We start from the raw sequence: 15,776 nt of genomic DNA, 5'->3' as shown, positions 1-15,776 counted from the left end.
GTGCGAGGAAAGGGAGCCTGCATGAGTATAGTAAAGAGGCTGATGCGTCTTTCACTTGCCGCCACAGCCGTTTTCCTACCAGCCTTGGCCGCAAGTACATCCGGTGCAGCCACTCCCGAGATATGCTACCGCGGAATAAACCTTTCCGGCGCGGAATATGGGGATCGCGGCGGGGTTCTCGGCACGAATTATACCTACCCTTCCGAAGCGACGGTGCGCTATTTCGCCCGTAAAGGCATGAACGTCGTCCGTCTGCCCTTCAAATGGGAACGGTTGCAGCCGACGCTGGGGCAACCACTCGACACGGGTGAATTGCAGCATCTCAAGGACGCCGTCGAGCTCATCCGCAAGAACGGCATGGCCGTCGTTCTCGATCCGCACAATTTCGGCTACTACGACAAGACGCAGGTCACGCAGCGACCGGCAACAGACATCGCCTTCGGCGATTTCTGGGCGCGGCTAGCCGTCGAGTTCGCCAACGAAAACGGCGTCCTCTTCGGGCTGATGAACGAGCCGCATGATATCAAGGCACCCGACTGGCTGAACGCGGCCAACACAGCCATTCGCAGCATCCGGACCGTCGGCGCCCGCAATCTCATCCTGGTTCCGGGAACGATCTGGAGCGGCGCCTGGACCTGGAGCCAGGACAGGCTCGGTGGTGGCTCGAACGCCAGTGTCATGATCGGCGTCAAGGACCCTCTCGATTACTATGCCTACGAGTTCCATCAGTATCTGGACGCCGACTCCTCAGGCACTCACGCGACCTGCGAAGGTGCGGACCAAGCCCGCCAAGGGCTGGTGGAGGTGACCAACTGGCTGCGTCAGAACAAGAAGCGCGGCTTCCTCGGCGAATTCGGCGCCGGGGCAAACGACCCGTGCCTGAACGGCCTGACACAGATGCTCGACGTGATGAACCAGAACAGCGATGTCTGGCTGGGCTGGACCTATTGGGCGGCGGGCGACTGGTGGCCGCCGGAAGAGCCGCTGAACGTTCAGCCCCGCAACGGCAGGGACAAGCCGCAGATGAAGGTTCTGACCGCAGGTCTTAGCAAGAAGGCATTGCCGGCGCCGGCATGCACGGCGGTCAAACCCGGGAACTGACCGCTCGATCCGGCCTTTGCCGCGAATCACGTGACTGATATCCTGCGGCCGGGCGACCGAACGCCGTCATTTTTGGATATTTCATGCATAGTTCAGGCGAAAAGCAGCGCATCGACTATCCCATTCTTGCGATCACGCTGCTGTCGGTGCTCTACAACTGCATCCTTGCCTATATCAACCACAACATCATGCATCTGACTGTCACGCCCGTCGTGCTCTGCGAAAGCACGGCGATGCTGCTCAGCGTCGCCTATATCCTGAAGAAGGGCATCTATGAGGAGGATCTGCCACTCTTCCTCTATCTCCTCTTCACGCTGATCATGACGATCTACGTGACGGTGCTCAACCATATCACCTTCATCGATCAGTTCCGCAATGTGCTGATTGTCTTCTGCTTTGCGGGAATCGGCGGCTGGGCCAACGAGCGCACGATGCGGCTTGCGTTCTTCATCGGCTGCCTGTGCGTTTTTGCGGGCCTGGTCTGCGAGGTGGTCAGCACTCCCTTCTACGTTTCGCTGTTTGGACCCGGCGAATATTTCGAGAACACGCGCGGCATCAAGCAGGCGAGCTTCAACAATACCGGCCTTTTCGCCAACGCACTGGGTTTCGAAGGTCGCTTCTCCTTCGGCCTTATCAATCACCGCTCCTCGTCGATCTTCCTGGAGCAGGTGTCGCTTGCCAATTTCTGCGGCGTGATCGTCATCTACCTGCTGTCCTTCTGGCCGAAGCTGGGTTTCATCGAAAAGGCTCTGTGCATCGCGACGATCGTGCTCATCCTTTTGACCAACGACACCCGCACGATGCTGATCTTCTCCTTCATCAGCATATTCGGCTATTTTCTATTTCCGAAAATCCCGAAGGCCTTCGACCTCGTGCTGATGCCGATGCTGATCCTGGTCGGGTTCTTCGTGCATTACATGAAGCCCAACGAGACGGGAGACAATTTCACCGGCCGCATCGGTCTGACGATCACTAAGATGCTCGATCTTGACGTCAACGCCGTGCTTGGCCTTGAAGTCTCGCGCATCACCGAATTCGCCGATAGCGGCTATGTCTATCTCATCTACGGGTCGACGATCTTCGGCCTTATCATGTTTTGGCTGTTCATCTGCCTCTTTCCCGCAGGCGAGAGCCCGGCGCAGCGTCGCTGCGCCCATTCACTTTCTCTTTTCATTTTTCTGAATATGATGATTGGCGGAACTGCGATCTTTTCGATGAAGATCGCCGGGCTGTTGTGGCTCCTGGTCGGATATATGCGGTTTTCCGAAAATCCCCGCTCGACCCAGGAACACCTTGAAGATGTAGCGAGTAGCAAGGTGCCGGGCTAATCGAGGGAGACGCCAGATCTTTCCGAGCATGTCATGGCTGCGTAAGGGTTAGGGCGTTCCATGCTTGTTCAGCTCCAGTATCTGCGTGCGATCGCCGCGCTGATGGTCGTCTATTTCCATTCGGTCCTGCAGGTTCCCAAGGTCAATGCCGGCTTCGACTGGCAGTTTCACCTGTTTGGAGAGACCGGCGTCGACATCTTCTTCGTTCTCAGCGGCTTCGTCATGTGGCTGACGACGGTGGGACGGCGGATTTCGCCGATCGAGTTCTATCGCCGGCGCATCAAGCGCATCGTGCCGCTCTACTGGCTGGCGACGATCTTTTCGGCCGTGGTCGCCCTCATCGCTCCGACGATCCTCAAATCGACCGTCTTCAACCTCCCGCATCTCGTCGCTTCGTTGCTGTTCCTGCCTTGGCGCAATCCGGCCGATCCCGATCTCATCACGCCGATCGTCGTGCCCGGCTGGACGCTGAACTATGAAATGTTCTTCTATTGCGTGTTCGGCCTGCTTCTGCTGGTGCCTGAAAGATGGCGGCTCTATTCACTCTTCGGCGCGATGACTGCCATCATCGTCGGCTGCCATCTCTTGCCCTTTCAGAGCACGGCGACAACCTTCTACGGCGATCCGATCATCTACGAGTTCCTGGCAGGCGTGGTTCTCGCCAAGCTCTATCTCGAAAAGATATTCTTGCCGCAAAGACTGGCATGGCCTGCCATCGCGCTCGGCTTTGCGTTTCTGCTCATCAACGAAACGCTGTGCGATGCGAGTATGCGCTCCTATATGTGGGGCATTCCGGCGGTCATCATCGTCTATTCCGCAGTCTCGATCGATTTCTCCCGCCTGCCCGAAATCGGCTGGCTGAACTATCTCGGCGATGCGTCCTACAGCGTCTACATCACCCATGCCTTCACCCTGGCCTTCCTGCGCGTCGCCTGCGGCATATTGAAGATCGACATCGTCACCCACGGTCCGGTCTTCGTGACATCATGCATGATCTTCTCCGCCATCGGTGGCGCTATCGTCCATGAACTGACGACGCCGACGCGGTGGAAGAAATGGCGCCGGAGCGCGCCGGTACTCGCCAGCCCGTCCAAGGCCAGCCCGTCCAAAGGATGAGGCCTGAAGCCTTAAAACGCCTGCCCGTCGAGCCCCACGGCGGGGATACGCGTTTCGAAGGCGCAATGGGAACGGGATTTTCCGATGCCTTCCGTAATTTGGACGGCAGGGAGCACCGAGGGACGAGACCAATCCTGCAGGAATTTGAGGACTTGCCGCACTCATTGTCGCAGAAATGAAATTTCCTCGACCTATCCGGCGCTTTTCATTTGATTTAAGCAGGCGGCACCACCTGCCACAGAGGAAAACGACATGAAGAGCTACGTTCTGACGGTATCCTGCAAGTCGACGCGCGGGATTGTTGCGGCGATATCGAACTATCTGGCCGAGCAGGGCTGCAACATCGTCGACAGCTCGCAGTTCGACGATCTCGACACCGGCAAGTTCTTCATGCGCGTCAGCTTCATCTCTGAGGAAGGCGTCGGCGCCGAGGCGCTGGTCGAGGGCTTCAAGCCGGTCGCCGAGAAATTCGCCATGGATGCCGAGCTGCATGATGCCACCAAGCGCATGAAGGTGCTGCTGATGGTGTCGCGCTTCGGTCATTGCCTCAACGACCTGCTCTATCGCTGGAAGATCGGCGCGCTGCCGATCGACATCGTCGGCGTAGTCTCCAACCATTTCGACTACCAGAAGGTCGTCGTCAACCACGACATCCCCTTCCACCACATCCGCGTCACCAAGGAAAACAAGCCGCAGGCGGAAGCCCAGCTTCTGGACCTTGCCGAGCAGAGCGGCACCGAGCTGATCGTGCTTGCCCGCTACATGCAGGTCCTGTCGGACGCCATGTGCCGCAAGATGTCCGGACGCATCATCAACATCCACCATTCCTTCCTGCCGAGCTTCAAGGGCGCCAATCCCTACAAGCAGGCCTATGAGCGCGGCGTGAAGCTGATCGGGGCGACGGCGCATTATGTCACCGCCGATCTCGACGAAGGCCCGATCATCGAGCAGGACACGGTGCGCGTCACGCATGCGCAGTCGGCCGAGGATTATGTCTCGATGGGCCGCGACGTCGAAAGCCAGGTACTGGCCCGCGCCATCCACGCTCATATCCACCACCGCACCTTCATCAACGGCAACCGCACCGTCGTCTTCCCGGCAAGCCCGGGTAGCTATGCGTCGGAGAGGATGGGGTGAGGGTCGACAGCAGCCGCATGACAGAGCGCCGGAAACCGGCGCTCTTTTTGTTGGTCGCCCAGCCCTCGATCGGATAGCCCGAAGCAACCATCTGAAACGCACTCCTTCCTAAGTATCACGGGCGATTGCATCTTTGTCTTGCCGCTGGCAGGTTTGCGCTTATTTGCTGTTGTAGATAACCGCTTTCCGGGGATGCCATGGCCGACGTCGCTCTCGCCAACCGTATTCAATTGCCAAGACCGGAGGTCTCGGCGGAAGACGCATCGGACATCCTTCACATACATTACGGACTTTCCGGCACGCTCAGCGAACTCGGCAGCCAGCAGGACCGGAATTATCGGGTCGAAACCGATCAGGCGCACTACGTGCTGAAGATCTGCCGGGCGGAATACGCCGTTGTCGAACTCGAAGCGCAGAATGCGGCAATTCGGCATCTCAAGGCCAAGGAAAATGCGCTGCGCGTTCCGGCCGTCATTCCATCCTTGAGTGGTGAGGAGATCGTCGACCTCACCCTGCACGATCAGGAATACCGGGTCCGCCTGCTGGAATATCTCGACGGCCAGTCTTTGACGGGCCGCAAGCACCTCCCGGTCGCCTCGATCTCGGCCCTCGGCGCGCTCTGCGCACGCCTTGCCAGCGATCTCTCCGATTTCGACCATCTCGGACTGGACCGCAACCTGCAATGGGATCTGCGCCGCGCGGGCCCGGTTGCCGTGCAGCTGCTCTCGGCAATCACCAACAACGAAACCCGCGACCGTATCGCCAAGGCGATGGTGGCAGCCGTCAAGCGGATCCAGCCGCTGGCAAGCGGCCTGCGCATACAGCCTGTTCATCACGATGTGACAGGCGACAACGTCGTCAGCCGGCCGGATGCCAACGGCCGTCTCATCCCTGATGGCGTCATCGATTTCGGCGACATCATCCAGGGCTGGCTGGTCGGCGATCTCGCCGTGACCTGCGCTTCGCTTCTGCATCACGTGGAGGGCGACGCATTCGCCATCCTTCCGGCAATTCAGGCCTACCACGCCGCCTATCCGCTCAACGATGCGGAGCTGCGTGCGCTCTGGCCGCTGACCGTGGCGCGCGCCGTCATCCTTGCCGCCAGCGGCGAGCAGCAGCTCTCCATCGATCCGGACAATGATTACGTCCGCCGCAATCTGGAATACGAACGCAAAATCTTCGAGATCGCCACCTCGGCAGATCCCGATGTCATGGAGGCCGCAATCCTCAAGGCGGTGGGCGTGGACATGCCTGCGCTCGATAAGACGGGCTGGTTGCCGCTGCTGCCCGACATTGCATCCGAGACCATGACAGTCATCGACCTCTCGGTCACAAGCGCGAATTTCGGGGACGGCAACTGGTCGAAACCGGATATGGACTGGCAGCTGCTCGCAAGGGCCGCGATCGAATCCAGCATTGCGGCAACACGCTACGGCGAATTCCGGCTTACCCATACGAAGACCCTGAGCCTTGAGCCACCGCAGAATTTCGCCCTGCATAGCGATATCTGCCTGCCGGCAGGCACCGCAGTCGCAGCGCCCTTTGCCGGGCGCATCCATTGGCAGGGGCAGCATCTGGTTCTGTCGTCAGACGATCTTAGCCTTCATCTCGACGGCGCGGACTCCTCGCTGGAAGAGGACGCCGAAGTTGCAGCGGGCGAGCCCCTCGGCACCGTCTCGGGAGAAGAAGCTTCGGTGGGCGGGTTGCGCGTCCAGCTCTGCCGCATGCCCTCGCTGGTGCCGCCGCTTTTCTGCAGCGCCGGTCATGCCGAGGTCTGGGCGGACATATGTCCGTCCCCGGCCGGCATTCTCAACCCGGCGATGGACGCACCGAGACCGCAGGCCACAGCCTGGCTCGCGCTGCGCGACGCACATTTCGCCAAGCCGCAGAAACATTACTATCAGTATCCGCCGCAAATCGAGCGCGGCTGGCGGGAACATCTCTTCGATGTGCAAGGCCGCGCCTATCTCGACATGGTCAACAACGTCACTATTCTTGGTCATGCGCATCCGCGGCTGACGGCGGCGGTCGAGCAGCAATGGTCAAGGCTCAACACCAATTCCCGATTTCACTATGCGGCTGTCGCGGAATTCTGCGAGCGGCTGACGGCTTTGGCGCCGGAAGGGCTCGACAGCGTCTTTCTTGTCAATAGCGGATCGGAAGCCAACGACCTGGCGCTTCGTCTGGCCGCGGCGCATACCGGCTCCGTGAATATGCTCTGCCTGCTGGAGGGTTATCACGGCTGGTCGGTCGCAAGCGATGCCGTTTCCACCTCGATTGCCGACAATCCGCAGGCTCTGACGACGCGGCCGGACTGGGTGCATCCCGTGATGGCGCCGAATACCTATCGCGGTCGCTTCCGCGGACCGGAATCAACCGCAGATTATGTCGAGGCGGCAATGCCAGTTCTCGACGGGATCAGGGAAAGGAACGAGGGACTTGCCGGTTTCATCGCCGAATCAGTCTACGGCAATGCCGGCGGCATTCCGCTGCCGAACGGCTATCTCGAAAGGATGTATGCCCTGGTGCGGGAGCGCGGCGGTCTTTGCATCGCCGACGAGGTGCAGGTCGGCTACGGCCGCCTTGGACATTTTTTCTGGGGCTTCGAACAGCAGGGCGTCGTGCCCGATATCATCACCGTGGCCAAGGGCATGGGCAACGGCCACCCGCTTGGCGCCGTCATTACCCGCCGCGAGATCGCCGAATCACTGGAAAAGGAAGGCTATTTCTTCTCTTCGACCGGCGGCAGCCCGGTGAGCTCTGTCGTCGGCCTGACGGTTCTCGACATTTTGAAGGACGAGGCACTGCAGCAGAACGCACGTGAGGTCGGCGATCGCCTGAAGGCCGGGCTTGTCGGGCTGATGGGACGCTTTCCCTTGGTCGGGGCCGTTCACGGCATGGGTCTCTATCTCGGTCTCGAATTCGTCCGCGACCATGATTCGCTGACGCCGGCCACCGAAGAAACGGCCGCGATCTGCGATCGGCTGCTCGAGCTCGGCATCGTCATGCAGCCGACTGGCGATCACCTCAATGTGTTGAAGATCAAGCCGCCCCTCTGCCTGCAGCCCGAAAGTGCCGATTTCTTCCTGAAGGCCCTGGAAAAGGTGCTGGATGAGGGGTGGTAGCCGCCTTCAAGGCGGCATTAACCATTAGGGTGATTTCGCGACCATCCTATTTTTACCCTTACTGGGCATTGTCGATAAGGCTGCGACTTCCTAAATGTAGGTCGGTGATCGGCGAGCCGCTCGCCGCGCGAAGTCGTACGAAAGCGTGATATCGTTCTTTCCTAAACTTCGCCGGCAAAAGAATTTTATTTCTCCGATCGTCGACATTTTGACATCTTTCGGAATATAGTTCCGTAGATATCTTCGTTATAGTCTACATCATTGGTAGATTAATAACGGCTCATCGGTGACTGTCCGGGTCTGCCCGGAAAGCCATACAAGTACAACGCCAACTAAGGAAAGTGATATGCAGGTATACGAAGTCATCGCTTTTGGCCTTGGGCGGTTCGTGCTTGGCCATGACCGCTCGGGCGCACTCTCCCGCCCGCGCTGTCGAATGTGACGTTCGTCCCCCACTCGGACCAAAACTGTCAATTCGCCGTATCTGCGCCACGTGAGTGCAGTGGGAGTATTTTTTATGAAGAAGCAAGTGATCGAATACGCCGGCGTTCCCGTCGGCATCGTTGTCCCGGATGAAGATCGGTTGAAGTTCATCGCCGTGAAATTCCATGTGCATGATCTTGATGAGCAGCGTTTCCGGAACACGGATGAGGTGAAACTCGCCATCCGTGACCTGTTGGCGCGCCAGAACGCAAGGCCGATGCATGTCTGACATAGGCCGACGGCCGGGACTCTAGCCACTGCCATTTATGTCAGTCCCGACAATTAAGACCGCTCCGAGCCTCAGGCCGGGGCGGTCTTGTCTTTCCGGCCTCTTTGCGATCCTATCGCCAGCATGCTGCGCATGTCAGACGAGCGAAGGATAACCCGTGGCCGACCTCCTTAATCTCCTCACCGATATCGAAGGCGTTTCCGTCGGCAACGTCACGGATCTGTCTCTCGGATCCGGTGTTACCGCTGTTGTCTTCGACGAGCCGGCGATTGCCTCAGGCGTCGTGCTGGGCGGCGCTCCCGGAGGACGCGACACGGCGCTGCTCGATCCTTCGATGACGGTCGGTACGGTCGATGCGCTGGTGCTCTCGGGCGGATCGGCCTTCGGCCTCGATGCTGCCGGTGGCGTGCAGGCGGGCCTGCGAGAAGCCGGACGTGGGCTACAGGTGGGAACGACGCGCGTGCCGATCGTGCCGCAGGCGATCCTCATGGATCTGCTGAACGGCGGCAACAAGGACTGGGGCCTGCAATCGCCCTACCGCGAACTCGGTTACGACGCTTTCAAGGCTGCGAAGAAGGGCGTTTTCCAGCTCGGCACCGTGGGCGCCGGAACGGGCGCGACGACTGCGACGTTCAAGGGTGGCCTCGGTTCGGCGAGTGCCGTCAGCAGCACAGGACATCGGATTGCGGCGATCGTCGCAGTCAATGCGCTGGGCTCGGCGACGATCGGCGACGGCCCGCATTTCTGGGGTGCACCATTCGAGAGAGGCGGCGAGTTCGGCGGGCTGGGCTTACCGCAGCAGATCTCGGACAGGGACATTGCCATGCGCCTGAAAGGCGTGAATGTTACAGCGACCACGATCGGCGCGATCGTCACCGACGCGACGCTCACCAAGGCCGAGGCGCACCGCCTCTCCATTCTTGGCCAGGACGGGCTGGCGAGAGCGCTGCTGCCCGCCCATCTGCCCTTCGACGGCGACACGGTCTTTGCCGCTTCAACGGGGCACCGACCGATGGCTGATATGCTGGACTTCATGGAACTATGTCACCTCGCGACATCGGTCATGGCCCGCGCCATTGCCCGCGGTATCTATGAGGCATCAGCGCTCCCGGTCGAGGGGGCTCAGAAGGCATGGCGCGACCGCTTTCCTGCGGGACGATGATCGCCTAGAGCGCGTCCGCTTTTCTTCGAATCGCCGACCCGCTCTATCTCTTTGAATAGACGCAATTCCGGACGCAAAACCGTATAACACTTTTGCTGGAATTGCTCTAAAGGAAAAGGATGCCAAACGGCGGAGTTTAAGTGAATGCAGATCCGGGCCCTGATGTATTTCGACGAATTGGTCAGGACCAATTCCATGCGCCAGGCTGCGGAGAACCTGAACGTCGCCCCGACCGCGATCAGCCGGCAGATCGAAAACCTGGAGTATCATTTCGGAGCGCCACTGGTGGAGCGCAGCGCCCGCGGCGTGAAACTGACGGCGGCGGGCGAACTGCTGGCCGCCCGGGCCGGCCGGACGCTGCGCGAACTCGACCATGTGCAGCAATTGATCGGCGACCTGAAGGGACTGCAGCGCGGACGCGTCAGCATCTACGCCAACGGGGCAACCGTCGCCAATCTGCTGGCGCCGGCGCTTGCCGAATTCAGCCTCAAATATCCGAAGCTGCGGTTCCAGGTAGCGATCACCAGCGCGCGGCAGGCGGTGGAAGCCGTCAACAGTGCCGAGGCCGATATTGCCGTTACGCTGTTTGCACCGGCAATGTCCGGCGCCAAGGTGCGACTGCGCTCGGAGATCGCCTACGACCTGATAGCGGCGCCGAACCACCCGGCGGCGGGGCGGCAGGATATTTCGCTGAGAGAACTCGCCGAATATTCGCTGGCATTGCCGGAACAGTCCTTCGGTTTCCGGCAGGCATTCGATGCGTTGTTCGAGAAGGAAGGACTGGAGCTCGATCCGGTCTTCATCACGAGCTCGCTGGAAATGCTCAAGGAGCTTGTTCTCAGCGGCGCCGCGGTCACGCTTCTGCCCGCGCTGACCGTCAATCGCGAAATCCAGGCGGGACAGCTGGTCGCCATACCGCTCAGCGGCAAGAGCCGTGTCCGCACCCATGTCGATCTCTGCGTCGCGCCCGATCGGCAATTATCCTTTGCTGCGACGAAGCTTCTCGATTTCATCGAGCGCTTCATGCGCGAGCGAACCGACCGCAGGAGTGACTTGAAAGAATAGCTGCGGGCTTGCATCCGGCGACAATTTCCTGTGTAGCTTTTTCGGCTACACCGAGCACACAAAATTGACATTGTGTGTGCACCGGCGCGGTGCCACTATTTTCTTCAAAAGGGGTTTGTCGTCACGCCACGGCAGCCAGACAAGGGAACATGATGATCAAGGTTTCATTCGCGTCTTCAACGCGTCTCGTCCGGCTCCTTTCCCTGGGTGTGGCCATGTCGGCCGGCCTGATGCTGATGGGCCTGACGCCGGCCGAGGCCGCCAAGACCACGCTCAACCTCGGCATGGCCGTCGAGCCGACGGGCCTTGATCCGACGATTGCGGCACCCGTCGCGATCGGCCAGGTGACATGGCAGAACGTTTTTGAAGGGCTTGTCGCAATCGACGAAAGCGGCAAGGTCATCCCGCAGCTCGCCAAGAGCTGGGAGATTTCACCCGATGGCCTGACCTATACGTTCAAGCTGCAGACCGGCGTGAAATTCCACGATGGCGAGGCATTCGATTCAGCCGCCGCCAAGTTCGCGCTCGACCGGGCGCGTGGCGCCGACTCCGTCAATCCGCAGAAGCGCTTCTTCTCGACGATCGCCTCGATCGACACGCCCGATGCCGAGACGCTGGTGCTGCATCTGTCCTCGCCGGCCGGCAGCCTGCTCTACTGGCTCGGCTGGCCCTCCTCCGTCATGGTCGGTCCGAAGTCGGCCGCCAATGACAAGATGACGCCTGTCGGCACCGGGCCGTTCAAATTCTCCACCTGGGCCAAGGGCGACCATGTCGATCTCGTCAAGAACCCCGACTACTGGAACAAGGACGTCCAGGTAAAGCTCGACAAGGTGACGTTCCGCTTCATTGCCGATCCGCAGGCGGAAGCAGCGGCGCTCAGGGCCGGTGACGTCGACGCCTTTCCGGAATTCGGAGCACCCGAGCTGATGAGTTCCTTCGATGGCGACGCGCGGCTTACGACCAAGGTCGGCAATACCGAGCTTAAGGTCGTTGCGGGCATGAACAACACGCGCAAACCCTTCAACGACAAGCGCGTGCGCCAGGCGCTGATGATGGCGCTCGACCGCAAGACGATCATCGACGGCGCATGGTCGAGCCTGGGCACGCCGATCGGCAGCCACTATACGCCGAACGATCCGGGCTATGTCGACATGACCGGCACATTGCCCTTCGATCCCGCCAAGGCCAAGGCGCTGTTGGCAGAGGCCGGCTACCCCAACGGCTTCACCTTCACCATCAAGACACCGCAGATGCCCTATGCGCCGCGTAGCGCCCAGGTGATGCAGGCGATGTTTGCCGATATCGGCGTGACGATGAACATCGAGCCGACCGAGTTTCCGGCAAAGTGGGTGCAGGACGTCTTCACCGGCCGCGACTATGACATGACCATCGTCGCGCATGCGGAGCCGCTAGATATCGATATCTATTCGCGCGACAACTACTACTTCAACTACAAGGTCCCCGCCTTCAACGACCTGATGAAGAAGATCCAGGAGACATCAGATCCGGCCGAGCAGAACAAGCTCTATGGCGAAGCGCAAAAGATCCTCGCCGAGGACGTGCCGGCGCTTTATCTCTTCGTTATGCCCAAGCTCGGCGTCTGGGACAAGAAGCTGAAGGGGCTCTGGGAAAACGAACCGATCCCGTCGAACGTTCTGACGAATGTTTCCTGGGAGGAATGACCCATCAGAACGCCGCCGGTGGCATGAGCCGCCAGCCGAATGACATATCGATACTGAACCGGAAGAGGTCCGGCATGGGAATGCAATGATCGTCCTCCTCACCCGCCGGATCATCGGGCTTATCCTGACGCTGATCGCAGTTTCGCTGCTGGTCTTTACGGTCATGGCAGTCCTGCCGGGCGATCCGGCGGCGATCACGCTCGGCACGTCGGCGACGCCGGAGACATTGGCGGCACTTCGCCACGCGATGGGTCTCGATCAGCCGTTGATCCTGCGATATCTCGGCTGGCTCGCAGGCGCGATCAGCGGCGATCTCGGCCAGTCCTATACCTATGGCGTCCCCGTTGCCGGGCTGATCCTGGAACGGCTCGCCGTGACCCTGCCACTCGCAATCCTCGCCATCATCCTGTCGGTGCTGATCGCGCTTCCGTTCGGCGTTGCAGCTGCGGCCCGGCGCGGCGGCGTGTTCGATGTCGTCGCCTCGCTTTTCTCGCAGATGAGCATCGCGGTGCCCGGTTTCTGGGTGGCGCTGCTGCTGATCATCCTCTTTGCCACGACGCTCGGCTGGATGCCGGCCGGCGGCTTTCCCGGATGGGGCGGCGGCGCGCTGCCGGCGTTGCGGGCGCTTGTCCTGCCGGCAGTCGCGCTCGCCCTGCCGCAGGCGGGCGTGCTGACACGAGTGACGCGTTCGGCTGTTCTCGATACGCTGCATGAGGATTTCATCCGCACGGCGCGCGCCAAGGGCCTGTCGAACGGCTTCATTCTCTGGCGCCATGTCGTGCCGAATGCGCTGGTGCCGATCCTCACCATCCTCGGCCTGCAATTCACCTTCCTGATTGCCGGCGCCGTGCTGATCGAGAACGTCTTCAACCTGCCGGGCCTCGGGCGGCTGGCCTACCAGGCACTGACGCAGCGCGACATCATCGTCATGCAGGACGTGGTGCTGTTCTTTGCCGGCCTTGTCATCGTGATGAATTTCCTGGTCGATGTCTCCTATCTGGTGATCGATCCGCGTCTTCGTGCCGGGGGCCATGCATGAGCGCCGTCTCCGTCGACCGCATCATCGCGCCACGCTCGCGCTATCGACGCATCCGCAAGCGCACCAACCTCGCTGTCGGCCTCCTCATTATCCTCGCGCTGGCCGGCGTCGCTGTCCTGTCACTGTTCTGGACGCCGCTGCCGCCGGCGAAGATACAGATCATCCACAAGCTGCAGCCGCCGCTTACCTTCGGCATCCTCGGGACGGATCAGTTCGGTCGTGATGTTCTGTCGATGCTAATGGTCGGATGCTGGAATTCGCTGTCGATTTCAGTTTTGGCCGTTGCGATCGGTGGCTTCATCGGAACGATCATCGGCATGCTTGCGGCGGCTGAGCGCGGTATGTTCGCGGCTCTTCTGCTCAGGGCCTGTGACGTCATCTTCGCGCTGCCGCCGATCCTGTCGGCCATGGTACTCGGCGCCTTTCTCGGCACCGGCCGCATGACCGCGATCATCGCGATTGCCGTCTTCATGATTCCCGTCTTTGCCCGCGTCGCGCTCGGTTCTGCGCTGCAAGCGTGGAGCCGCGACTACGTAACGGCGGCGCGAGCGCTCGGCAATACGCGGCTCACTATCACCACCCGCCATGTGCTTCCGAACATCATGAGCGGGATCATCGTTCAGGCAACGATCCAACTCGGCCTCGCGATCCTGACCGAAGCGGGCCTGAGCTTCCTCGGCCTCGGCGTGCCGCCGCCGGCGCCGACCTGGGGGCGGATGCTGGCCGATGCGCAGACCTATATGGCGCTTGCGCCCTGGCTTGCGATCCTGCCCGGCCTTGCGATTGCCCTCTCCGTTCTCGGCTTCAACCTGCTGGGTGACGGATTGCGTGACCTGCTCGACCCGCGCGAGGCGAGCCGATAGATTTTTCAAAGCGAGAGACGCCAAGAGATCGACCATGGCTGAAGAAACCGACATTTCCGTTCGCGACCTGCTAAAGCGTTTTTCAGAAAGAAGCCTTTCGCCCAGCGAATACTGGCTGGCGCTTGAAAAGCACATCGAAGCCTGGGAGCCTGTCATATCGGCGCTCTACGCCTACGACCCCGATGAAGCGCGCCGCATGGCTGCCGCCTCGACCGCGCGCTGGGCAAAGGGTGCGCCGACGGGGCCGCTCGACGGCATTCCCGTGACACTCAAAGAGCTGATCGCCACGAAGGGCCAGCCAGTGCCGCTCGGCACGCGCGCGACGGAACTGACGCCGGCTTTAGAGGATGCACCGATCGCGGCCCGCCTGCGCGAAGACGGCGCAATCCTCTTTGCCAAGACCACCTGCCCCGACTACGGCATGCTGTCGTCAGGCCTTTCGAGCTTCCACAAACTCACCCGCAATCCCTGGGACCCGACACAGAACCCCGGCGGCTCGAGCGCCGGTGCTTCGGCGGCTGCCGCTGCGGGCTATGGGCCTCTGCATATCGGAACGGATATCGGCGGATCGGTGCGCCTGCCGGCCGGCTGGACCGGTGTCTTCGGCTTCAAGCCGAGCCATGGGCGCATTCCGGTCGATCCCTATTATGTCGGGCGCTGTGCGGGACCAATGGCCCGCACAGTGGAGGATGCCGCCTATTCCATGGCAACTCTATCGAGGCCGGACTGGCGTGACGGAACCAGCCTGCCCCCCAACGATATCAATTGGATGGATCTCGATATCGACGTGCGCGGCATGAAGATCGGGCTGATGCTGGATGCCGGCTGCGGGCTTGCCGTGGATGACGAGGTTCGCGATGCCGTTGCCGCTGCAGCGCGGCGTTTCGAGGAAGCCGGCGCTGTCGTTGTCGATGTCGCGCCGGTCCTGACGCGAGAAATGCTCGACGGGCTCGACGTGTTCTGGCGAGCCCGCTTCTGGGGGGATATCGTCGGCCTGAGCGAGGAACGACGGCAGTCGATCCTGCCTTACATCCATGACTGGGCGAAAGGCGGCGCCGATATCAGCGGCGTCGAGGCGGTGCGCGGCTTCAACCAGACGATCGAGATGCGCAAGACCTGCGGAAAGCTGTTTACTGAGGTGGACACCGTGCTTTCCCCGACCAATCCGATCGTTTCCTACTCCGCGGAATGGGCATCGCCGACCAACGATCCGCAAAGGCCCTTCGAGCATATCTGCTTCACGGTTCCTTGGAACATGTCCGAGCAGCCGGCCTCCTCGATCAATTGCGGGTTTTCCCGGTCCGGCATGCCGATCGGCCTGCAGATCATTGGGCCACGGTTTGGCGACATGCGGGTGCTACAGTTATCGAAGGCATTCGAAGGCTGGACTGGCGGCATGAGCGTGTGGCCGAAGAGGCCCTCTCAACAAGCAACGGCCTGAAAGCC

12 protein-coding genes are annotated in these 15,776 nt (G+C 60.8%); all 12 read left to right on the top strand.

Going from position 1 to position 15,776, the window contains the following annotated elements; all coding sequences use genetic code 11:
* Positions 1-21: 21 nt before the first annotated feature.
* The 12 genes from DTW90_RS06905 (at position 22) to DTW90_RS06845 (ending at position 15,771) form a co-directional block, all read left to right on the top strand.
* A complete protein-coding gene (locus DTW90_RS06905) occupies positions 22-1,101 on the top strand; it encodes a glycoside hydrolase family 5 protein (protein ID WP_149337290.1) in 1,080 nt (359 codons plus the stop codon).
* A gap of 83 nt (positions 1,102-1,184) precedes the next feature.
* The gene (locus DTW90_RS06900; RefSeq protein WP_132520190.1) at positions 1,185-2,429 is read left to right on the top strand and encodes a hypothetical protein; all 1,245 of its coding nucleotides are present in this window, start codon (positions 1,185-1,187) and stop codon (positions 2,427-2,429) included.
* A 60-nt stretch (positions 2,430-2,489) separates the two neighbouring features.
* Positions 2,490-3,545, top strand: a complete 1,056-nt coding sequence (locus DTW90_RS06895; RefSeq protein WP_149337288.1) for an acyltransferase — start codon at positions 2,490-2,492, stop codon at positions 3,543-3,545.
* A 252-nt stretch (positions 3,546-3,797) separates the two neighbouring features.
* Entirely contained in the window at positions 3,798-4,682 is an 885-nt protein-coding gene (gene purU, locus DTW90_RS06890; RefSeq protein ID WP_149337286.1) for a formyltetrahydrofolate deformylase, read from the top strand.
* A gap of 197 nt (positions 4,683-4,879) precedes the next feature.
* Positions 4,880-7,807, top strand: coding sequence for an aminotransferase (locus DTW90_RS06885; RefSeq protein ID WP_132520180.1), 2,928 nt, complete (start codon positions 4,880-4,882; stop codon positions 7,805-7,807).
* Positions 7,808-8,324: 517 nt separating this feature from the next.
* Entirely contained in the window at positions 8,325-8,519 is a 195-nt protein-coding gene (locus DTW90_RS06880; RefSeq protein WP_132520177.1) for a hypothetical protein, read from the top strand.
* Between the two features lie 157 nt (positions 8,520-8,676).
* A complete protein-coding gene (locus DTW90_RS06875; protein WP_149337284.1) occupies positions 8,677-9,681 on the top strand; it encodes a P1 family peptidase in 1,005 nt (334 codons plus the stop codon).
* Between the two features lie 144 nt (positions 9,682-9,825).
* On the top strand, positions 9,826-10,746 hold the full coding sequence (locus tag DTW90_RS06865) for a LysR family transcriptional regulator (RefSeq protein ID WP_132520168.1): 921 nt from the start codon (positions 9,826-9,828) through the stop codon (positions 10,744-10,746).
* Positions 10,747-10,898: 152 nt separating this feature from the next.
* On the top strand, positions 10,899-12,428 hold the full coding sequence (locus tag DTW90_RS06860) for an ABC transporter substrate-binding protein (RefSeq protein WP_188079894.1): 1,530 nt from the start codon (positions 10,899-10,901) through the stop codon (positions 12,426-12,428).
* 85 nt (positions 12,429-12,513) lie between these two features.
* Positions 12,514-13,467, top strand: coding sequence for an ABC transporter permease (locus tag DTW90_RS06855; RefSeq protein ID WP_149337280.1), 954 nt, complete (start codon positions 12,514-12,516; stop codon positions 13,465-13,467).
* Positions 13,464-14,330 (top strand): ABC transporter permease, encoded by an 867-nt coding sequence (locus DTW90_RS06850; RefSeq protein WP_149337278.1) that lies wholly within the window; start codon positions 13,464-13,466, stop codon positions 14,328-14,330. The genes DTW90_RS06855 and DTW90_RS06850 overlap by 4 nt, the downstream gene beginning before the upstream one ends.
* Before the next feature lie 34 nt (positions 14,331-14,364).
* On the top strand, positions 14,365-15,771 hold the full coding sequence (locus tag DTW90_RS06845) for an amidase (protein ID WP_149337276.1): 1,407 nt from the start codon (positions 14,365-14,367) through the stop codon (positions 15,769-15,771).
* The last annotated feature ends 5 nt before the right edge of the window (positions 15,772-15,776 follow it).

The sequence above is a fragment of the Neorhizobium sp. P12A genome, assembly GCF_008365395.1.
In the GTDB taxonomy this organism is placed as follows: Bacteria; Pseudomonadota; Alphaproteobacteria; order Rhizobiales; family Rhizobiaceae; genus Rhizobium.
This window is presented reverse-complemented; position numbering and strand designations above follow the sequence as displayed.